At 62.3% G+C, this 20,055-nt stretch carries 16 protein-coding genes; 7 read left to right on the forward strand and 9 right to left on the reverse strand.

Going from position 1 to position 20,055, the window contains the following annotated elements:
- Position 1 precedes the first annotated feature (1 nt).
- Together AC5I49_RS27950 and AC5I49_RS27955 are read right to left on the reverse strand one after the other, a co-directional pair.
- A complete protein-coding gene (locus AC5I49_RS27950; RefSeq protein WP_016445524.1) occupies positions 2-859 on the reverse strand; it encodes a carbohydrate ABC transporter permease in 858 nt (285 codons plus the stop codon).
- A gap of 35 nt (positions 860-894) precedes the next feature.
- On the reverse strand, positions 895-2,205 hold the full coding sequence (locus tag AC5I49_RS27955; protein ID WP_046238830.1) for an ABC transporter substrate-binding protein: 1,311 nt from the start codon (positions 2,203-2,205) through the stop codon (positions 895-897).
- A gap of 231 nt (positions 2,206-2,436) precedes the next feature.
- Here AC5I49_RS27955 and AC5I49_RS27960 point away from each other — a divergent pair, with 231 nt between their 5' ends.
- Positions 2,437-3,339: an SMP-30/gluconolactonase/LRE family protein gene (locus AC5I49_RS27960; RefSeq protein ID WP_495790235.1), complete on the forward strand. Its 903-nt coding sequence runs from the start codon at positions 2,437-2,439 to the stop codon at positions 3,337-3,339.
- A gap of 31 nt (positions 3,340-3,370) precedes the next feature.
- Here the strand turns inward: AC5I49_RS27960 and pgi are convergent, their stop codons facing one another.
- Positions 3,371-4,915 carry a glucose-6-phosphate isomerase gene (gene pgi / locus AC5I49_RS27965; protein ID WP_034364876.1) on the reverse strand — a complete coding sequence of 515 codons (1,545 nt, stop codon included), beginning with the start codon at positions 4,913-4,915 and terminating at the stop codon, positions 3,371-3,373.
- A gap of 154 nt (positions 4,916-5,069) precedes the next feature.
- On the opposite strand from pgi, the gene zwf reads away from it, so the two are divergent.
- The 3 genes from zwf to AC5I49_RS27980 all read left to right on the forward strand — a co-directional run bounded on the left by zwf (position 5,070) and on the right by AC5I49_RS27980 (position 8,460).
- Complete coding sequence (gene zwf / locus AC5I49_RS27970) at positions 5,070-6,524, forward strand: glucose-6-phosphate dehydrogenase (protein ID WP_016445520.1); 1,455 nt, start codon at positions 5,070-5,072, stop codon at positions 6,522-6,524.
- A 217-nt stretch (positions 6,525-6,741) separates the two neighbouring features.
- Positions 6,742-7,503, forward strand: coding sequence for a ribosome biogenesis GTP-binding protein YihA/YsxC (gene yihA / locus AC5I49_RS27975; RefSeq protein ID WP_017403957.1), 762 nt, complete (start codon positions 6,742-6,744; stop codon positions 7,501-7,503).
- 45 nt (positions 7,504-7,548) lie between these two features.
- Positions 7,549-8,460, forward strand: a complete 912-nt coding sequence (locus AC5I49_RS27980; protein WP_074921495.1) for an alpha/beta fold hydrolase — start codon at positions 7,549-7,551, stop codon at positions 8,458-8,460.
- Here the strand turns inward: AC5I49_RS27980 and AC5I49_RS27985 are convergent.
- Positions 8,454-9,320 carry a lysophospholipid acyltransferase family protein gene (locus tag AC5I49_RS27985; RefSeq protein WP_017403955.1) on the reverse strand — a complete coding sequence of 289 codons (867 nt, stop codon included), beginning with the start codon at positions 9,318-9,320 and terminating at the stop codon, positions 8,454-8,456. The genes AC5I49_RS27980 and AC5I49_RS27985 overlap by 7 nt on opposite strands.
- Positions 9,317-10,168 (reverse strand): lysophospholipid acyltransferase family protein, encoded by an 852-nt coding sequence (locus AC5I49_RS27990; RefSeq protein ID WP_495790191.1) that lies wholly within the window; start codon positions 10,166-10,168, stop codon positions 9,317-9,319. The genes AC5I49_RS27985 and AC5I49_RS27990 overlap by 4 nt, the downstream gene beginning before the upstream one ends.
- 135 nt (positions 10,169-10,303) lie before the next feature.
- On the opposite strand from AC5I49_RS27990, the gene metK reads away from it, so the two are divergent.
- From metK to AC5I49_RS28005, 3 genes are all read left to right on the forward strand, one after another.
- Positions 10,304-11,485, forward strand: a complete 1,182-nt coding sequence (gene metK / locus AC5I49_RS27995) for a methionine adenosyltransferase (RefSeq protein WP_017403953.1) — start codon at positions 10,304-10,306, stop codon at positions 11,483-11,485.
- A 235-nt stretch (positions 11,486-11,720) separates the two neighbouring features.
- Positions 11,721-13,715 carry a tetratricopeptide repeat protein gene (locus AC5I49_RS28000; RefSeq protein ID WP_495790192.1) on the forward strand — a complete coding sequence of 665 codons (1,995 nt, stop codon included), beginning with the start codon at positions 11,721-11,723 and terminating at the stop codon, positions 13,713-13,715.
- A gap of 66 nt (positions 13,716-13,781) precedes the next feature.
- Positions 13,782-15,581, forward strand: a complete 1,800-nt coding sequence (locus AC5I49_RS28005; RefSeq protein ID WP_392406311.1) for a glycosyltransferase — start codon at positions 13,782-13,784, stop codon at positions 15,579-15,581.
- Between the two features lie 3 nt (positions 15,582-15,584).
- On the opposite strand, the gene AC5I49_RS28010 is transcribed toward AC5I49_RS28005, so the two are convergent.
- From AC5I49_RS28010 to AC5I49_RS28025, 4 genes are all read right to left on the reverse strand, one after another.
- Positions 15,585-16,760 carry a glycosyltransferase family 4 protein gene (locus AC5I49_RS28010; RefSeq protein WP_047326748.1) on the reverse strand — a complete coding sequence of 392 codons (1,176 nt, stop codon included), beginning with the start codon at positions 16,758-16,760 and terminating at the stop codon, positions 15,585-15,587.
- Between the two features lie 87 nt (positions 16,761-16,847).
- The gene (locus tag AC5I49_RS28015; protein ID WP_495790193.1) at positions 16,848-18,104 is read right to left on the reverse strand and encodes a glycosyltransferase; all 1,257 of its coding nucleotides are present in this window, start codon (positions 18,102-18,104) and stop codon (positions 16,848-16,850) included.
- The gene (wecB, locus tag AC5I49_RS28020; RefSeq protein WP_310044579.1) at positions 18,101-19,150 is read right to left on the reverse strand and encodes a non-hydrolyzing UDP-N-acetylglucosamine 2-epimerase; all 1,050 of its coding nucleotides are present in this window, start codon (positions 19,148-19,150) and stop codon (positions 18,101-18,103) included. Before wecB ends, AC5I49_RS28015 begins: the two co-directional genes overlap by 4 nt.
- Positions 19,119-20,051 (reverse strand): methyltransferase domain-containing protein, encoded by a 933-nt coding sequence (locus tag AC5I49_RS28025; RefSeq protein ID WP_495790194.1) that lies wholly within the window; start codon positions 20,049-20,051, stop codon positions 19,119-19,121. Before AC5I49_RS28025 ends, wecB begins: the two co-directional genes overlap by 32 nt.
- Positions 20,052-20,055: the final 4 nt, after the last annotated feature.

Raw genomic sequence — 20,055 nt, forward strand, 5'->3', positions numbered from 1 at the left:
CTCAGTCCAGGCTCTTGCCGACGATGCGGATCAGGAAGACGGCAACGATGTTGGCCAGCACCACGGCGAACAATGCCCCCGCAGAGGCCACGCCCACGTCGAAATGCATCAGCGACTGCTTGTAGATGAGATAGGTGAGGTTGGTGCTCTCGTTGCCCGGGCCTCCCGCCGTGGTGATGGCGATCTCCGCAAACACGCCCAGCAGGAAGATCATCTCGATCATCACCACCACCGCCATCGGTCGGGCCAGATGGGGCAGCGTGAGGTGGTGGAAACGTTGCAGGGCATTGGCGCCGTCCATGCGCGCCGCCTCCATCTGCTCGCGGTCCAGCGACTGCAGCGAGGTGATGAAGATCAGGCAGGCAAAAGGCAGCCACTGCCAGGACACCATGATGACCACGGACAGCAGCGGCACCTCGGTCAGCCAGTCCACAGGCTCCAGGCCCAGCGCCCTGCACAGGCTGGCCAGCACGCCGTAGATGGGATTCATCATCATGTGCTTCCACAGTAGCGCGTTGACGGCGGGCATCACGAAGAAGGGCGAGATCAGCAGCACGCGCACCATGCCGCGGCCCGGAAATGGCTCGTTGACCAGCAGCGCCAGCAGCACGCCCAGCACCACGGTGATCGACACCACGCTGGCCAGGAACACCAGGGTCTGGCGCACGGCGGGCATGAAGTCCGGGTCGGTGACGAAGAACTCGTAGTTGCGCAGGCCCACGAAGGGGTGGCCGCCCGGCTGCATGAGGTTGTAGTCGACGAACGAGAAATACACCGTCATCAGCAGCGGCACCAGCATCCAGCACAGCAGCACGGCCACGGCGGGAGCCATGAGCGCGCGGGGCAGCAGGCGCGTCATGGGCGCGGGGCTTGGTCGAAGCATCGAGGCAGCCATCACTTGTAGTAGCCGCTTTTCCTCATCTCGCGGTCCGCCAGGGTCTGCGAGGTCTTGAGCGCCTGCTCCACCGTGGCTTTGCCCGACAGCGCCGCACTGACTTGCTGCCCCACGGCAATGCCTATGGCCTGGAACTCGGGGATGGCCACGTACTGCACGCCGATGTAGGGTGAGCGCGGCTCGGTCGCATCGCTCAGGCTCACGCTGTCGATGGCGCTTTTCTCGGCGCCGGCAAAGTCCGCGACCTTCTGGAACTCGGCGCTCGCATAGGTGGACTGCCGCGTGCCCGTGGGAACGGCGCGCCAGCCATGCTCGCGCGCCACCAGCTGCACATACTCCTTGGAAGTGGCCCATTTGATGAAGGCCTGGGCCGCATCCACCTTCCTGGAGCTGGCGGGAATGGCAAGGTTCCAGGTCCACAGCCACGTCGCCCCCTTGGGCGTGGAGGCCACGGGAGCGGCCGCATACGCCACCTTGCCGGCCACCTTGGACTGCCGTGGATCGCCCACGAACGAGGCCGCAATGCTGGCATCGACCCAGGCCGCGCACTTGCCCTCGTTGAACAGCGCCAGGTTCTCGTTGAAGCTGTTGGCCGATGCGCCGGGCGGCCCGTAGGACTTCAGCAGCTCCACATAGAAACCCACCGCCTTCTTCCAGGCCGGTGTGTCCAGCTGCGGCTTCCATTGCATGTCGAACCACTGGCCACCGTGGGTGTTGACCATGGTGGTGACCAGGGCCATGTTGTCACCCCAGCCCGGCTTGCCGCGCAGGCAGATGCCGTAGACGCCAGCCTTGGGATCATGGGCCTTGGCGGCAAATTCCCGCACCTGCTCCCAGCTCGGCTGCGCGGGCATGGTGAAACCCGCCTTTTCGGCCAGATCACGGCGGTACATGAGCATCGATGCCTCGCCATAGAACGGCAGGGCGTGGAGCCTGCCCTCGTGCGACAGGCCCTTGCGGATGGAAGGCAGCAAGTCGTCTGCGTCATAGGCGGCATCGGTGGCAATCGGCAGCAGCCAACCATTCCTCGACCAGATCGGCACCTCGTACAGGCCCACCGTCATCACGTCGAACTGGCCGCCCTTGGTGGCGATGTCGGTGGTCACGCGCTGGCGCAGCATGCCCTCTTCCAGCGTGACCCATTTGAGCGTGATGCCGGGGTGGGCCTGCTCGAAGCGGGCAGAGAGTTTCTGCATCTCGATCATGTGGCCGTTGTTCACGGTCGCAATCACGAGTTCGGTGTCGGCCTGTGCGCCGGCGGCCGATGCGGCCACGGCCAGCGCCGCGCCCACCCTGAGCAAGCTGTGCATGTCTGTCTCCTTCGCAATGAATGCTGTGGTCTTCGCGGTCCATCCCTGCCGCTGGTGACCGATTGTGGGGACAGGCCTGCGGGTGCATTGGTACGGGCAGCCCGGCCGCTGATACTTCTATGCACATGCCTGGCTAGAGATATCCCTGATCTGCGCAACACACTATCTGCGAGCAGCGGTCTGGCGGGAGCCGCTCCTAGAATGCTGGCCATGACTTCCAGCGAGCAGACCATGGCCATGCAGATCGCCCCGGTTCCTCCCAGCGCCCTGGGCGAATCGCCCTTCTGGCACCCCGCTGATCGCCGGCTCTACTGGTGCGATATCCAGGGCCTGCGCATCCATGCCTGGGACCCGGCCAGCGGCCAGCAGCAAAGCTGGGCCACGCCCAGCGAGCCCGGCTGCTGCGCGCCCACGGACCAGGGCCGCATCGTCATCGGCCTGCGAGACGGCTTCGGCCTGCTGGATCCGGCCACCGGCCACATCACCATGCTGGCCGGCCTGGACCACGATCCACGCCAGTTCCGCCTCAACGACGGCCGCTGCGACCGAGCCGGCCGCTTCTGGGCCGGCTCCCTGTTCGCACCAAAGACCGCGCCCGAGGCGGCACTGTGGTGCCTGCGCGCGGTGGACAACGGCGGCTACGCGGTCCAGCGCATGGCAGGCGACTGCACCACGGCCAACGGGCTGGCCTTCAGCCCCGACGACGCATGGCTGTACTGGGCCGACACGCCCGCACACCGCATAGACCGCTTTGCCTTCGACCTGGACACCGGCACGCTGGGGCCCCGCGCACTGTGGAAGGCCTTCGCGCCCCGCACGCAAGGGCGCCTGTACGGCGGCCGGCCCGATGGTGCCTGCGTCGACACCCGGGGCCACTACTGGGTGGCCATGTACGAAGGCGGCTGCGTGCTGCGGCTGGACCCGCAGGGCGAAGTCGTGCAGCGCATCGAGACGCCCGTGCGCTGCCCCACCATGGTCTGCCTGGGCGGAGAAGACCTGCGCACGCTCTACATCACCTCCGCCGCGCACGGCCGCCCCGAGGAAGAACGCCGGGCCGCCGTGCCTGCCGGGGCGCTGATGCATTGCCGCGTCGAGGTGCCAGGGCTGCCGGTCAACTGTTTCCGGGAGGCGTAGAGCGGGGCCAGGCCCTCAGGCCCTCAGGCCATCAGGCCCGCAGCCGCTGCAGCAGGCCGGCGGTGGAGGCGTCCAGCCCCGCCATGTCGCCATTGCCCAGCCGCAGCTGAAGGTCACGCGCCAGCAGCTTGCCCAGCTCCACCCCCCATTGGTCGAAGCTGTTGATGCCCCACAGCGCGCCGGCCACAAACACGCGGTGCTCCTGCAGCGCAACCAGCGCACCCAGCGCCGCAGGCGTGAGCGCGTCCAGCAGCAGGAAGCTGCTGGGACGGTTGCCGGGGAAATGGCGGTGCCCGTCCTCGCTGGCGCGCCCCTGCATCAGGGCCTGGGCCTGGGCCAGCGCGTTGGCCAGCAACTGTTCCTGGTGGCCTGGCAAGGTGTGCGAAGCCTGCTTCACCGCAATGATCTCCAGCGGCACGATGTCGCTGCCCTGGTGCAGCATCTGGAAGAAGGCATGCTGCCCATCCGTGCCGGGCTCACCCCAGAGCACGGGTGCCGAGCCCAGCGCCAGCGGCCGGCCCTGCCGGTCCACGCGCTTGCCGTTGCTCTCCATCTCCAGTTGCTGCAGATAGGCCGGCAGGCGCCGCAGGCCTGCGTGGTAGGGCGCGATGCAGCGGCTGCCAAAGCCCAGCAGATTGCGGTACCAGACGTCGAGCAGGCCCAGGCGCACGGGCAGGTTGGCCTGCAGCGGCGACGTGCGGAAATGCATGTCCATGGCGTGCGCACCGGCCAGCATGGCGCGAAACGCGGCAGCGCCTACGGCAACGGCCACCGGCAGTCCGATGGACGACCACAGCGAATAGCGCCCGCCCACCCAGTCCCAGAAGCCGAAGGTGGTGGTGATGCCCATCTGCGCCGCCGCAGCGGCATGGGTGGTCAGCGCGACGAAATGGCGGGACACCTCGCTGCCGCCGTTTGCGTGGAACCAGTCGAGTGCGCTGCGCGCATTGGTCAGCGTCTCCTGCGTGTTGAACACCTTGGAGGCCACGATGAACAGCGTGCTGCGCGGCTGCAGGCCCACGAGCACGGCCTGCAGCGCGTGGCCATCCACGTTCGAGACGAAGTGCATGCGCCGGCGCGCATCGCCCAGGCCTTGCAGCGCCTGGACCGCCATCTGCGGCCCCAGACCCGATCCGCCTATGCCCATGCACACCACGTCGGTGATGTCCGCATCCGCACGCACGCGCTCGGCATAGGCCAGCATGGCATCCAGCGTCTCGTGCACCTGGGCCAGCGCCCAGGCCAGACCCGGCGGCGCATTGCCGGGCGGATGGCGCAGCAGCGTGTGCAGCGCCGCACGCCCCTCGGTGGAGTTGACGGCCTCGCCCGCGAACATGGCGTCGCGCTGGCGCTCCACCTCGCAATCGCGGGCCAGCTGCAGCAGCAGGTCTTCGGCCTGCGCGTCCCACAGATTCTTGGACAGGTCCGCAAAGCAGTGCGGAGCCTCCTGGCTGAAGCGCGCGAACCGGGCGGGGTCAGAGGCGAAGGCACCGCGCAGGTCGAAATCGGGCATCACGGCCCGGGCGTGGTTTTGCAAAAGAGGCCAGGCGAGGGCGTGATCGCAACGGATAAGCATGGGGTTCACCGACAGGGCTGCTTGCAGAGAAGTAATCAAATTACAACAATCATCATCTGAAGCTTCAATCAAATGACGTGGTGCCTCTATAATTTATTCGATTTCCTCAAAAATTGGTAACTCAGTTACCAAAATATTCACCTCGGGAGGCAACATGGGTTTCGATCTGGTCTTGTTTGGCGGCACGGGCGATCTGGCATGGCGCAAGCTCATGCCGGCGCTGTTCCAGGCGTTTCGCCACGGCACCCTGCCCGAGGGCGGCCGCATCCTGTGCGTGGCCCGCGATGACCTGAGCGACGACCAGTACCGCGCCCTCATCCAGTCGCGCTTTGACGGCGTCGAGCTGTCCAAGCGCCCCAGCCCCGAGGAATTCGCCCGCTTCGCAGACCTGCTGCACTACCTGCGCATGGACCTGTCGCAGCCCGCCGACTACGGGAAGCTGGCACAGGCGCTGGCCGCGCGCGACGCAGAAACGGTGGTGATGTACGTGGCCACCGCCCCCAGCCTGTTCACCACGGTCTGCGAGCAGATCGCCGCCGTGGGCCTGAACGGCCCGCGCACCCGCGTGGTGCTGGAAAAGCCGCTGGGCCACGACCTGGCCTCCAACCAGGCCATCAATGCCACGCTGCGCAAGGTGCTGCGCGAAGAGCAGGTGTTCCGCATAGACCACTACCTGGGCAAGCCCTCTGTGCAGAACCTTCTGGCGCTGCGCTTTGGCAATGCGCTGTTCGAGCCGCTGTGGCGGCGCGAGACCATTGCCAACATCCAGATCACCATCGCCGAGGAACTGGGCGTGGAAAGCCGGGGCGCGTTCTACGACCAGACCGGCGCGCTGCGCGACATGGTGCAAAACCATGCGCTGCAGCTGCTGTGCGCCATCGGCATGGAGCCGCCGATCAACGCATCGGCCCATGCCATCCGCGACGAAAAGCTCAAGGTGCTGCAGTCGCTCAGGCCCTGGACGCCGGAAACCCTGAGCCAGCACGTGGTGCGCGGCCAGTACCTGGCCGGCGCCAGCCAGGGCCAGCCCGTGCCGGCCTACCAGCAGGAAAAAGGCGTGGCGGCGGGCAGCCAGACCGAGACCTTCGTCGCCCTGCGCACCGAGATCTGCAACTGGCGCTGGGCCGGCGTGCCCTTCTACATCCGCACCGGCAAGCGGCTGGCAGGAAGGGACGCGCGCATCGTCGTGAACTTCCGGCCCGTGCCCCACCCGATCTTCCGCTCGCCCCTGTCCGAAGCCAATCGCCTGGTGATCAATCTGCAGCCCAAGGACGGGCTGGAGCTGCACCTGCTGGCACAGGGCGCCACCCAGCAGCAGGCCGAGCCTTCGCTGGCCCCCGTGCACCTGAACCTGGACTTCGACCAGCGCTTCGGTGCCAAGCGCGTGGGCGCCTACGAGCGCCTGCTGCTGGACGTGATCGCCGGCAGGCTGAACCTCTTTGTGCGCAGCGACGAGCAGGAGCAGGCCTGGCGCTGGGTGGAACCCATCCTTCAGCACTGGCGCAGCGACACCTCGGGGCCGCGCGGCTATGCGGCGGGCAGCTGGGGGCCCAGCGCAGCCAGCGCCATGATTGCGAGGGATGGTTTTTGCTGGAGCGAAGAGGTTTAGGCTCCCCCTGAGGCGCTGCGCGCCTTCCACCTCTCTGCCCGCTTCGCGGGGGAGGGGACGACAGCCTCGCGGCGGGGCGGCCCTTGCTCGCTGTCTCCGACTTTGGAGTGCGCCAGTTTCATGCGCCACGCTTTGTCAGCACCGTTGCCTATAGCCCGCTGGGCGCGCCGGTTCCATGGGGGAACCTACAATGAGGCCCCGAGAGACTGACCACACCATGAATCCTGCTGCGCCGGCTGGCGATGCCGCCCCCACTTCCTCCCTGATCGATCCCAAGCTGGCCATGGGCTGGATGCACACGGCGCGCTTTTTGACCACAGCTGCGCAGTTGCACCATCTTCCCAAGGTCGATGTGCCCGAGATCGCGTTCGTGGGCCGCTCCAACGCCGGCAAGTCCACCTGCATCAATACGCTGACGCAGCAAAAGCAGCTGGCCTTCGCCTCCAAGAAGCCTGGCCGCACACAGCACATCAACCTGTTTTCCCTGGGCAAGCAGGGCGTGACCGACGCCGTGCTGGCCGACCTGCCCGGCTACGGCTATGCCGCCGTCTCGCGCACGGACAAGCAGCGCTGGCAGCGCGTGATGCTGAACTATCTGGTCAGCCGCGAAAGCCTGTCGGCCATCGTGCTGCTGTGCGATCCGCGCCTGGGCCTGACGGAGCTGGACGAAGCCCTGCTCGACGCCATGCGTCCGCGCGTGCAGGAAGGCCTGAAATTCCTCGTGCTGCTGACCAAGGCCGACAAGCTCACGCGCGCCGAGCAGGCCAAGGTGCTGTCCATCACGCGGCTCAACGCCGGTGGTGGCGAAGTGCGCATGTTCTCCGCGCTCAAGAAGCAGGGCGTGGACGAGGTGGCCCAGCTGCTGTGGCACTGGAGCCATCCCGAAGGCCTGAATCCGCCGGCGGCCACGGACGGGCCCGCCGACGTCGCGAACGTCGCAACTGCGACGCCCGCCGCGACCGACAGCCCCCAAGATTAGCGCCTGGAGGCGCTCGTGTAGCCAGCGCCCCGCAAGGAGCGCAACATGGTGAACACCTGCATTCGCGAGCTGCCTCACGGCATCCATCTGCACTGCCGCGTCAGCGGCGAACCCGGCCAGCCACTGCTGCTGTTCCTGCACGGCTTTCCTGAAGGCAGCTTCATCTGGGAAGGCATGCTGGAGCAGTTCGGCACGCAATGGCGTTGCGTCGCCCCCGATCTGCGAGGCTTTGGCCGTTCCAGCCAGCCGGCCGGTGTGGAGCAGTACAAGGCCAAGCACCTGCTGCAGGATCTGGCGGCGCTGATCGCCATCGAAAGCCCTGGCGCACCCGCAGCCTGCGTGATCGCCCACGACTGGGGCGGTGCCCTGGCCTGGGGTCTGGCCAACCGCCATCCCGGGCTGATGCAGCGGCTGATGATCCTCAACGCCCCGCATCCGGGCGCCTTTCTGCGCGAACTGCTGCACAACCCCGTGCAGCAGGCCGCAAGCCAGTACATGCATTTTCTGCGCCGACCTGATGCGCCCACCCTGCTGGCCGAGAACGACTGGCAGCGCATGCTGGGCTTTTTCCGCACGCCGCAGGGCGAGTTGCCCGGATGGCTCACGCCGCAGTTGCAGCAGCGCTACCGCGAGCACTGGGACCTGGGCGTGCAAGGCTCCTGCCACTACTACGGCGCCAGTCCCCTGGTGCCGCCCCGGCCCGAAGATCCGGACTCAGCCGACGCACTGCGCAACCTGAGGCTGCCGCCCGAGATGCTGGACATCGGCGTGCCCACGCATGTGCTCTGGGGCGACAGCGACCCCGCGCTGCAGCCTGCCCTGGTCGAAGGTCTGGAGCCGTGGGTGCCGCGCCTGACGGTGCAGCACCTGGCCGGCACCTCGCACTGGGTCGTGCACGAGCAGCCCGATGCGGTGCGGCAAGCGCTGGAGCAGTTCCTGTCCCGCCCCCTTCAGTAGACCGAAGGCTCGCCTTCGGGCCGGGTCTTGAAGCGCCTGTGCACCCAGTAGTACTGGTCGGGCATGGTGCGGATGGCCGCCTCCAGCTCACGGTTCATGCGGGCCGTATCGGCCTCGACATCGTCGGTGGGGAAATCCGTCCAGGCCGGGGTGATCTCGGCCACATAGCCCGTGGGCGTCATGCGCGTGTACATGCCCAGCACCTTGGCCCGGCCCAGGCGCGCGAAGCGCGACAGCGAGGGAATGGTGGCCGCGTTCACGCCGAAGAAAGGCACGAAGACCGAGTCGTTGCGACCGAAGTCCATGTCGGGCAAAAGGTACAGCAAACCGCCCTTGCGCAGGCTGGAGATGATGGGCTTGACCCCGTCGGCGCGGTTGAGCATGCGCACGTCGCCAAAGCGCTGGCGCCCCGACATGAACCACTCATCGACCGCCGGGTCCGGATGGGTGGAGAAGATCGAGGTGAAGGGCCGCGTGGTGTGCAGCGGCAAGGCCAGCCCGCCCGCGTCCATGCTGTAGAAATGCGGCGCGAACAGGATGGTCGGGGTGTCGCCATCGAGCTCATGCACGGCACCCTGCAGCTTCACGCGCTCGGCCACCACCTCGCGCGGCGCCGCCCACAGCCAGCTGCGGTCCAGCCAGGTCTGGCAAAAGACGATGAAGTTGCGGCGCGCCAGATCCACGCGCTGCGCCTCGGTCAGCTCGGGAAAGCACATCGCCAGATTGCGCAGCGCCACCTTGCGGCGCGGCGCGGCCAGCACGAACAGCAGCCGCCCCAGAAACGCACCCAGCCCCCGCAACCACGGCAGCGGCATCCACGCCAGCGACCGCATCAGCCACACGCCGATGCGCCCGCTCATGCACCCACCTCGCCGGCAGCTGATTCACGGCGCGGCTGCTTGTAGCGCGCATAGCCCCACAGGTACTGCTGCGGGCATTGGCGGATGGTGTGTTCCATCGCCTCGTTGATCTGCTGCACCGCAGCTTCCAGATTCTCGGACAAGGGCACGGGCAACTCCTCAAGATACAGCGCATAGCCCCGCCCCCAGGACAAGCGCTCACAACGGGCCACGATCACCGCGGCCCCCGTCTGCAACGCCAGGCGCGCCGCCAGCGTCATCGTATAGGCATCACGGCCGAAGAACGGCGACCAGACGCCCTGCCCCTCGGGCGGAACCTGGTCGGGCAGCAGCCCCACGGCCATGCCCTTGCGCAACGCCTTGATCATCTGGCGCACGCCAGCCAGCGTGGTCGGCACGGCCTGCACGCCGGGGCGGTTGCGCGCCGTCTCCATGACGCGGGCCAGCCAGGGCTGGCGCGCGGGCCGGTAAAGAATGGTGATCGCGCCATGCTCGGCCGACCATTGCCGTGCCGCATGCTGCACCGACAGCTCGAAGCAGCCCAGGTGGGGCGTCAGAAAGATGATGCCGCGCCCGGCAGCGTAGGCCCGGCGCACGCATTCCTCGTTGTGCATCTGGCAGCTCGGCTGCCTGCCCATCCACATGCGCGGCAGCTCCGCCACCATGCGCCCCGCGTGCCCCACGGCCGGCGCCACGGCGCCGAAGCCGTAGCCGGCCTGGCGGGCATTGGCCAGAAAGCGGCGCCGGTACGTGCCGGAGGCCACGAAAGCCACCCAGCCGATGAGCGAGCCAAGGGGGTGCAATAGCCACAAAGGCAGTGCAGCAAACAGTCGGAACAAGGAAGGCATTAAAATGTGCGGGTCGCTGAGTTAACTGAGCAACTTGCAGAGCGACGTAAAACAAGTCTGCTAAAGCGTTCGCCAGGGCTCCTGCAGCTTGGGCAACGCCCATCAAAAAAAGCTGCAACCAAGGAGTTTATTCACATGGCGAACGATTTTCTTTTCACCTCGGAATCCGTCTCTGAAGGCCATCCGGACAAGGTGGCCGACCAGATCTCTGACGCGATCCTGGACGCCATTTTCGCCCAAGACCCGTACAGCCGCGTGGCGGCCGAGACACTGACCAACACGGGCCTGGTGGTTTTGGCAGGTGAGATCACCACGGGCGCCAACGTCGACTACATCCAGGTCGCACGCGACACCATCAAGCGCATCGGCTACGACAACACCGACTACGGCATCGATTACAAGGGCTGCGCCGTGCTCGTGGCCTACGACAAGCAGAGCCAGGACATCGCCCAGGGCGTGGACAAGGCCAGCGATGACGAGCTCAACACCGGCGCCGGCGACCAGGGCCTGATGTTCGGCTACGCCTGCGACGAGACACCCGAGCTGATGCCCGCGCCCATCTACTACGCGCACCGCCTCGTCGAGCGCCAGGCCCAGCTGCGCAAGGACGGCCGCCTGCCCTTCCTGCGTCCTGACGCCAAAAGCCAGGTGACCATGCGCTACGTGGACGGCAAGCCCCACAGCATCGACACCGTGGTGCTGTCCACCCAGCACAGCCCCGACCAGTCGGAATCGGCCACCAGGATGAAGTCCAGCTTCACCGAAGCCATCATCGAGGAAATCATCAAGCCCGTGCTGCCCTCCGAGTGGCTGCAGGACACCAAGTACCTGATCAACCCCACGGGCCGCTTCGTCGTGGGCGGCCCCCAGGGTGACTGCGGCCTGACCGGCCGCAAGATCATCGTCGACACCTACGGCGGTGCCTGCCCCCATGGCGGCGGCGCCTTCAGCGGCAAAGACCCAACCAAGGTGGACCGCAGCGCCGCCTACGCCGCGCGCTACGTGGCCAAGAACATCGTGGCCGCCGGTCTGGCGCGCCAGTGCCAGATCCAGGTGGCCTACGCCATCGGCGTGGCACGCCCGATGAACATCACGGTCTACACCGAAGGCACGGGCGTCATCCCCGACGCCGAGATCGCCAAGCTGGTGGCCGCCCACTTCGACCTGCGTCCCAAGGGCATCATCCAGATGCTGGACCTGCTGCGCCCGATCTACAGCAAGACCGCTGCCTATGGCCACTTCGGCCGTGAAGAGCCCGAGTTCACCTGGGAGCGGACGGACAAGGCAGCGGCGCTGCGTGCTGCGGCTGGCCTGTAAGCAAAATGCCAGGGGCGTTCACGCCCATCTGATGGCCTCCCGGCCCCATGCCGCGCCTGACGCAGCATGGGGCTTTTTTCATCTCAGGCCTTCTCACAACACTCACGTCAAACCGGCGCAGCAGGCTGCGGTAGCGGGTTGCTCGGCTGGTAAACTGCCTGCGCTCTTCCCAAGAGCGGCCATTTCCCGGCCCACCATTCCAAGTTCCGCCACATCCGAGACAAGACAAGAAGCAATGGCTGCCCCCTCCAAAGCGATTTACTGGTTCAGTGCCCTTCTTTTGCTGGCCATATTGGGGGTGTATCTGCCCGGCCTGAACAACGGGCTGCTGTTCGACGATATGCGTCTGACGGATGGAACGATTTTCGGCAACTATGGCAGCCTGTTGGACTTCAAGCAGCGCACGCTGTCGTATGGCAGCTTCGTCTGGATCGAACAGATTTTCGGAGACGGCTGGTGGAAGCAGCGCGCCTTCAATATCGCCTTGCATCTCGCGACCGTGGCGGCTCTCTATGTCTTGTTCAGGGCACTGCTGACACAGACGCGCTTTCCGCACGACATCGAGGAGCAACCCCACTTCCGCGCGTCGCGCGATGCAGCCCTGCAACTGGGTCTGGTCCTTTTCGCGCTCAACCCCGTCGCGGTCTACGCCGTTGGATATCTAGTGCAGCGATCCATCGTCATGGCAACCCTCTTTGCCGTGCTGGCGTGCTGGGCCTTTGTGCGCGGGCTTCAGAATGGGCGAGCCCTCTGGCATGTCGCGGCATTGATCTGCTATGTGCTCGCCATTCTGTCCAAGGAGCATGCCTTTCTGACGGTCGCCATGGTGGTGCCGCTCTATATCTTTGTGCGGCGTCCCGGCCTGAAGGCTGCCATGGTCATGGTGGGAATGGCCTTACTACTGCTGGCCATTGCCTCGGCTGCAGTCTTTCATTTCTTCGGCAGTCTGGTGGGCCAGATTTTCGATGAGCAATCCCAGGGCTATGCAAGGCAATTGGAAGCCCTTCGGCCCGGAATCACCTCACAGATCTATCCCCTGAGCATCCTCAATGAAGCGGCCCTGTTTTTTGCCTATGGCTTTCTATGGATCGTTCCCTATGTGGGCTGGATGTCCATCGATCTGCGACCGGCATTCCCTCTCGGCTTCGGATCGATCTGGCATCTGGCCGGCGCGCTGGGCTACCTGGCCCTGCTGGCCTGCTCCATCTGGGCCTTGCTCAAGCGCCCCGGTGTCATTGGCTTGGTCGCGCTCTGCCTCCTGTTTCCCCTGCTCTGGTATGCGACCGAATTCGCCACGGTCTGGCTGCAGGACCCCTTCGTTCTGTATCGCAGCTATCTGTGGGCTGTGGCCATCCCGGGATTGGCGGCCATTGCGCTGACGGGGGTCAAACCACGCACCCTCTACATCGTCGGCATCGTCATCGGCATTGTGTTTGGGGCTCTGTCTTTTGAGCGGGTGCTGTCCCTCCAGGACGCCGGTACTTCCTGGGCGGATGCCGCCGAAAAGATCGACAAGAAAGCCCCGGCCAATGCCGTGGGCCGTGGCCGCGCCTTTCTCAACCTGGGTACCGCACGCGCAGACAAAGGCCTGCTGGACCAGGCAGTACAGGATTTCGCCACGGCCAATGTCCTGGGGGACCTGGGTGGCAATGCACTATTCAACATGGGGGCCATTCTTTCCCAGCAAAGGAAGTTCACGGAAGCCTTGAATGCCTTTGATGCAGCGCAGTCCAAGGGCTTCAAGGGACAGGCTTTGCATTATCAGAAGGCCGAGGCCATGATGGCCATGGGCCAGTTGCGCCCCGCATTCGAAGCCTACTCGCTCGCGCTGAATGAGCCTTCCGAGGACAGCGACAACGCCAAGCAGATGGAGCAGGCCATGCGCCTCAAGCGCGCGGAGGCCGCCATAGGCCTTCAGCAATACGCCATCGCCGCCGATGACTTCCGCCGTCTGCTGCAGGCATCGCCGAACGCTCCCCGCCCGACCGTGGGAATGGGGCTGGCCCTTGTTGGCCAGGGCGACAGCGCGCAAGCCAAACAGTTGCTGGACGCCCTGATCTCCCACAGCCCCAGCGCGCCGGCCTACTATGGCCGGGCCATGGCCCACCGCGGTCTCGGCCATCTGCCCGAGGCGCTCAAGGATCTGGATCAGGCCATTCGCCTGGAGCCACAGAATCCGCAGTACCGACAGATCCGCAATCAACTGACCCCGGCGCCCGCAGCGAAGTAGGCAGCCCGCACGATGGCGCTCCGCATCCTCCACGTTGGCAAATTCTTTCCCCCCTACAGGGGCGGAATGGAAGTCTTTCTCGCCGACCTGGTCCATGAGCAGCGACGACAGGGCATAGATGCCCATGCTCTGGTCCATGGCGATCCACTGCCGGATGATCCCTCCTGGCTGGAACGTGTCCCCGTCCAGTTCAATCTGGTGTATGCGCCGATGGCCATCGGCTTTCGGCGCGCGCTGGGCCGCGCCATCGAACGCGTCCAACCCGACGTGCTGCACCTGCACCTGCCTAACAATTCAGCGTTGTGGGCACTCACGCTGCCGATAGCCAGGCGTGTGCCCTGGGTGATCCACTGGCACTCGGATGTGGTGGTGTCCAACATCAAATGGTCGGTGGCCCTGGCCTACATGCTGTACCGCCCTTTCGAGCAGGCCCTGCTGGAGCGGGCCCAACAGGTATTCGCCACTTCGCCACCCTATCTCAAGGCCAGCAACGCCTTGCGCGCCTGGCGCGGCAAATGTGAGATCGTCCCGCTGGGCCTGGACCTTCGAAATATTCCTCCTCCTGCGGCGCTGTCACCCAGCCAGGGCTGGCGCTCAGACACGAGACTGCGCCTGCTCTCCGTAGGCCGGCTCACTTACTACAAAGGTTTTGAAACACTGATCCGTGCCGTGTCAACCATGCCTGGCGTGGAGTTGTTGATCGCGGGAGAAGGCGAGCTGCGCACATCGCTGGAGGCACTGATCCGCCAATGCACGCCTGAAGGCAGACCCACATCCGTGCGACTGACGGGTGCCGTCTCCGACGGGGAAAAGCATGCGCTGTTCGCCAGCTGCGATATCTTTTGCCTTGCTTCACGCGAACGCACGGAAGCTTTCGGCATCGTCTTGCTGGAGGCCATGCTGCATGGCAAGCCCTGTATCGTGACCGACCTCCCAGGCTCGGGCATGCCCTGGGTGGTTGCGCACGCACACGCCGGCCTGCATGTTCCCTTCGAGGACCAGGATGCGTGGCGCAGCAGCATCGCGCGCCTGCAGCACAATACCGCTCTGCGACAGCGGCTGGGCCAGTCGGGGCACAAGGCCTTGCACCGTTTCTTCAGCATCGGCCCCTGCGAGCAAAGCGTGGCACGCCACTACCGCAGCCTGGCACCGGATACCCGCCCTACCAAGCCACGCCAGGATCTGCTGGTCGTCATCTCCACACGCAACAACGAGACCGAGATCGGGCATCTGATACGCCGTGTACATGCGCTGGTGAAGGCCTCGGTTCTAGTCGTGGACAACCGCAGCACCGATGCGACCTGCCATGAAGCAGAAGAATGCGGGGCCCGGGTGCTGCGCCCATTGCTGGCCATGACCAATTGGGGCAGTTTGCAGACCGGACTGCGCTATGCACTGACCCATGGCTTCCAGACTGTCGTCACCATCGACGCCGAAGGCAGATATGAAGTCGAGGAGCTGCCCGCCCTGTTGGCGCAACGTGAACAGGCAGACATGGTCGTTGCCTATTTTTCCGAGCGCAACAGCCTGGTACGACGCATCGCGTGGCAGTGGCTTCGCTGGCTGACCGGCTTTGGCCTGCGGGACTTCGTTTCCGGCTTCCGCCTATACAACCGACAGGCCCTGGAGACGGCAACCTCCACGCAAGCCACGATGCTGGACTACCAGGACATAGGAACCTTGCTGCTCATGCGCCGGCAAGGCCTGCGGATAGGAGAAGTGGCCCTGCCACTACATACGGCAAGAGTGAATCGTTCCAAGATCTTCAGATCATGGGGCAATGCCGTCCGCTATGCCGCAGTCTCTTCCCTGTTGAGCATTGCCCATGGCAGAGCTAGGCTAAGACCGCTTCGCCCGCCGCGCTAGCCGTCACACCAGTTGCGCGACCTGGGCATAGATGCCTACCGTACGCTCTGCGCACTTCTCCCAGGAAAACTGCGTGGATCGCGCCAGCCCCAGCGCCCTGGCCTGCTCCTGCCATCTTTCATCAGCAAGACATACCTCCAGGCCATGCGAGATCTCCTCCAGATCGAGAGGATCTACCAACCAAGCCGCGCCACCCGCGACTTCCGGCATGCAGGACACCCTGGATGTCAGCACCGGCGTGCCACTGGCCAAAGCTTCGACAATGGGCAGGCCAAAGCCCTCATAGAGCGATGGATAGGCCATCAATCGTGCCCCAGCATACAAGGCAGGGAGCCAGGATTGGTCAACGTAGGAAATATAGCGTGCCCACCCTTGCGCCTGTGCCTTCTCAATGCATGCATGAATAGAATCTGAATTCCATCCCCTGGCCCCGGCAATCACCAATGGCCAATCGCTTCTCATTCTCTTCGGCAGCATTCCATAAGCCTGAACGAGGCGCTCCACATTTTTTCTAGGCTCCACGGTCCCCACAAAAAGGCTATATTCCCCGGCCCTCAGGCCCAAGGCCGTCATGGCCGGCTCCAGCATTTTTGAGGAGTGAGGAAGAAAATCACTCCCTGCGGCCAAATGAATGGCCGTGACTTGCTCCGGCAGCATCAAACCGTGTGCCAGGACTTCCTGCCGGACTGTTTCGGATACGGTGATGACATGATTGGCCCGTCCCAGACTGTCGCCCAGGGCCATATTCATATATTCCACCCGAGCCCGTGGATGGAACTGTGGGCATATGATGTGGGAAAGATCATGAACGGTACTCACCGTCCTTCCCTTGAAGGGAGGAACGATATAGTTGGGAGAGTGATAAACAGATTTCTCGTTACCACGCAGTCGCCATTCAAAAATGGCAGGTGCCAATCTCTCATAGATACGCACGGCTATCCGGCTTCCTGCAAGCCTGTCGCGCAAAGCCGCCTTCTTCCTGTTGAGAGCGATGGACACATGGTCCGATGTCTCCATCGCCCCCAAGGGATCACTGACCCAACGCCCAGAGGAAAAATAGCGCAACCTCTCGATATCCTCATGGTGTCTCACCCGCCTTGCCAGCTCGTAGGTATACCGGCCGATACCAGTCAACGGAGGGCGGAGGGCATCAGCCGCAAATATAACGTCGAGCTTCATGCACATATCCCATTGAGCAAAGCCTCTGCCCCTGGGAGATAAAAAGTGGCATCATCGGGCTCCATTTCCATGGCATTCAGCATCTTTCTACAAAATTTTCTGCAACAGTCTTTTGCATTCAACAGCCCGACGACTCCAGGAATGGTCCTGAATGAGAGACTCCTTTCTACACTCCATCAGCTTTCCGGGGTCATTCATCCATTGCAGGCACATATGGCGCAGCACCCTTTCTATTTCCTGGTGGCTGTTCTTCACAACAACCCCCGCACCCGTGCTCTCGATCAATTCCGCACCGGGATCGGAACATTCTCCCGTCTGGATATGCAATATTGGCTTTTTTGAACCAAGATACTCATAGACCTTACCTGGGATCTGATAACTTTGCACATTACCAATATTCACAAGAACATCTGCCTGTTGCTGCAATTCAAGGCATTCAAAATGACTTCTTTGTCCCAGGAATTTCACACCGTCCACATCATGAAACAGGTCTTCAAATGCAGAATTATTGCCAGCAATAATAAAAGATATATCCAGATCTTTCATTAGTGAAAGCGCCTTTGCCAGCTCGACCGGGTTTCTAAAATCTCTGTAAAAATTACCCGTGAACACAAGAAGGAACCGGCGACCACTTGGGCGATCAATGAAATCCGTCTGCTCGGACGGAAAACCCTGCGGTAGCACGGACATTTTTTCTCCAATGCCTTCACCATGTCTCTGCTTCAGCAGATTCGAAACGCTGTCGCCTGTCACCCAAATGGAAGTGGCGCAAGAGATCACTTTTCTCTCGACTATCGAGTCCACTGCACGCCTCCAGCGCGGCGAATATGGAGTCAGCAGGGGATCACCCAAGTCCACGACCCAAGGAATATTAAAGCGACGGGCATGACATCCGACAAATATATCAACCGCCGGTTCATGGGAGCTTATCACCACATCAAAATCTTCCGTCCTCAGCAACTTCCTCATTTTTCGAAGGGCGAACGGATACCATTCAGATCTGACATCAGGGTACAAGACGGCATCCAGAACCGATCGCACCAACCGATAGGCACGAAAAGCCCATGAAGCATGAGATGACTTTATCCCAGTGACATCTTCAGGCCTTCCATGCCTTTTACTCGCAAGCCTTTGACTCAACCCAATGAATGGCCCAGGCCAAACGCGATGAATGGCTATTCGCCCATCAAGATCCATTGGAAATGCATGCTCAGCAGATATGTCCGGGCATATGACATGAACATTCACCCCTAACTTGGCCAGCTCATTGGATAGATAAAACCATCTCAGAGCCTGGGCAGCCAATATTGGCGGAAACTCATATGCAACAAGCAGAATCTTCACAAAATCTGCTCTCTTAAAACAGAAACTATTCTTGCAGCGGCCTTCCCATCACCATACGGAGAAACACCTCTCGCCATCTCCTTATAGGCCATTCCATCCTGCAGCAGTCGTTGCGTCTGTTGCACGATGTATTCAGTATCTGCCCCCACCAACTTCACGACACCTTCAGAAATTGCCTCAGGACGCTCTGTTTCCTCACGCAGCACGAGCACCGGCTTTCCCAATGCAGGCGCCTCTTCCTGGACGCCCCCGGAATCGGTCAGAATCAGATAGGATCTCTTCATTGCCGCGACAAAAGGCGCATAATCCAATGGCTCACAAAGCATGAAATTTGACTCATCCTTCAGGAACTCATGGGCTGCACCCTTAACATTGGGGTTTGGATGCACCGGGTAAAGAAACTGGACTTCTGGATTCTGGCGTGCAAGGGTTTTCAATGCCTGGCAGATGCGACGCAATGGCTCCCCAAAATTCTCCCTGCGATGTGAGGTAACCAAGACCAGACGCTTTTCCGGATCCATGGGCACGCCAATGTCCAGATCCTTTGCAGCGGCCATCAGCAAAGCATCGATGACGGTGTTGCCTGTCACAGTGATGCTGCTGTCTGCTATTCCATCCCTCAGGAGATTCTGGCGTGAACCTTGCGTAGGCGCAAAATGCCAGCGCGCAAGCTTTCCCGCAATCACACGATTTGCCTCTTCCGGAAATGGATTCTGTACATCCCATGTCCGCAGCCCTGCCTCGACGTGGCCTATTGATATTCTGCGATAGAAACAGGCAAGTGAAACTGCCATCACAGTCGTAGTATCTCCTTGCACCAGTACGACATCGGGATCTACAGACTCCAGCACCTCATCCATCTGAACGAGCAGACGTCCGGTCAATTCCGCCAATGTCTGATTTGGTCTCATGATATTCATATCGATATCTGGCTTGATATCGAAAAAATCAAGAACCTGATCCAGCATCTGGCGATGCTGGGCGGTTGCTAGCACTCGCACCTCGGCCCAAGGCTCATTTCTTAGTGCGCGGATCACCGGAGCCATCTTGATTGCCTCTGGACGAGTACCAACGACGCAGCATATTTTTTTTCGACTCGAGCGCATGCAGCAATCCCCTTTTTGGAGTAATAGTGTCTCGCGACAATGAATAAAAATCCTTGACGGAATCCCAACTGGTGTACTCTCGACCCGCGCGGAGAACGACAACAAACTCACCAAACTGGTGGCTCATCCTGGCCTCCAGAACATCGAAATCAATCAATCCCATCGCACACAGCGGGGCAAATACCTTGGCTATCACATCTTCGAACTGGAAAACATGGGAATGAACACCTGGATGCCATCCATCAAGTGCTTTCCTCAAAGAATCAATACTCAATCTCTCTTCAACAACATTTTCCGCATTGATATAACCCTTGTCGTACAACATCGCCGATTCCAAGGCATGAAATGCCTTCGCAGGAAATTCCGGCTGCAAGTGCTGAAAAATCAGATAAGCCAGACTTGTGTCACTACGGAATTTGTCGAAACTATAGCGCTTGTCCGGCAGAACAATCATGCAGTGACCACCGTGCTTTAGGAGTTTTCGCAATGTCTGGAAATAACCGATAAAACCAACTACATGTTCAGCCACATGGGCTGCGATGATCATGTCGAACTCGTCAGTGATCACATTGCAATAATTCTCATCCTTGCAGACATAGTCCACATGTATCACTGAATCCGGATTTTCTCCAATGCGGATTGCATGCTGTCTCAGCTCGTCGGTATCGTAGCAATCCAGTGTTTTCAAATCAGCCTCTGCTTTTCCGAGCGTTGGCCTGACAAATGGCCCTATTTCCAGAACGGAGATGGGATTATTCAGATAAGGGATAATAACCTCTCGCCTGAACTCCTCAAGGCTCCCATACCCCCCATCCATCCTTCCGGTGCCTTGCATGTGCATTCCA

The sequence above is a fragment of the Delftia sp. genome, from assembly GCF_059499305.1.

Excerpts from the sequence above, each read along its gene's own strand:
- AC5I49_RS28010 (WP_047326748.1), bottom strand. The coding sequence starts at position 16,760 with ATGAAGCTCGACGTTATATTTGCGGCTGATGCCCTCCGCCCTCCGTTG.
- AC5I49_RS27955 (WP_046238830.1), bottom strand. The coding sequence starts at position 2,205 with ATGCACAGCTTGCTCAGGGTGGGCGCGGCGCTGGCCGTGGCCGCATCG.
- wecB (WP_310044579.1), bottom strand. The coding sequence starts at position 19,150 with ATGGCTCCGGTGATCCGCGCACTAAGAAATGAGCCTTGGGCCGAGGTG.
- AC5I49_RS27950 (WP_016445524.1), bottom strand. The coding sequence starts at position 859 with ATGACGCGCCTGCTGCCCCGCGCGCTCATGGCTCCCGCCGTGGCCGTG.
- AC5I49_RS27990 (WP_495790191.1), bottom strand. The coding sequence starts at position 10,168 with ATGCCTTCCTTGTTCCGACTGTTTGCTGCACTGCCTTTGTGGCTATTG.
- metK (WP_017403953.1), top strand. The coding sequence starts at position 10,304 with ATGGCGAACGATTTTCTTTTCACCTCGGAATCCGTCTCTGAAGGCCAT.
- AC5I49_RS28025 (WP_495790194.1), bottom strand. The coding sequence starts at position 20,051 with ATGCACATGCAAGGCACCGGAAGGATGGATGGGGGGTATGGGAGCCTT.
- AC5I49_RS27980 (WP_074921495.1), top strand. The coding sequence starts at position 7,549 with ATGGTGAACACCTGCATTCGCGAGCTGCCTCACGGCATCCATCTGCAC.
- yihA (WP_017403957.1), top strand. The coding sequence starts at position 6,742 with ATGAATCCTGCTGCGCCGGCTGGCGATGCCGCCCCCACTTCCTCCCTG.
- AC5I49_RS28000 (WP_495790192.1), top strand. The coding sequence starts at position 11,721 with ATGGCTGCCCCCTCCAAAGCGATTTACTGGTTCAGTGCCCTTCTTTTG.
- AC5I49_RS27985 (WP_017403955.1), bottom strand. The coding sequence starts at position 9,320 with ATGAGCGGGCGCATCGGCGTGTGGCTGATGCGGTCGCTGGCGTGGATG.
- AC5I49_RS27960 (WP_495790235.1), top strand. The coding sequence starts at position 2,437 with ATGGCCATGCAGATCGCCCCGGTTCCTCCCAGCGCCCTGGGCGAATCG.
- AC5I49_RS28005 (WP_392406311.1), top strand. The coding sequence starts at position 13,782 with ATGGAAGTCTTTCTCGCCGACCTGGTCCATGAGCAGCGACGACAGGGC.
- pgi (WP_034364876.1), bottom strand. The coding sequence starts at position 4,915 with ATGCTTATCCGTTGCGATCACGCCCTCGCCTGGCCTCTTTTGCAAAAC.
- zwf (WP_016445520.1), top strand. The coding sequence starts at position 5,070 with ATGGGTTTCGATCTGGTCTTGTTTGGCGGCACGGGCGATCTGGCATGG.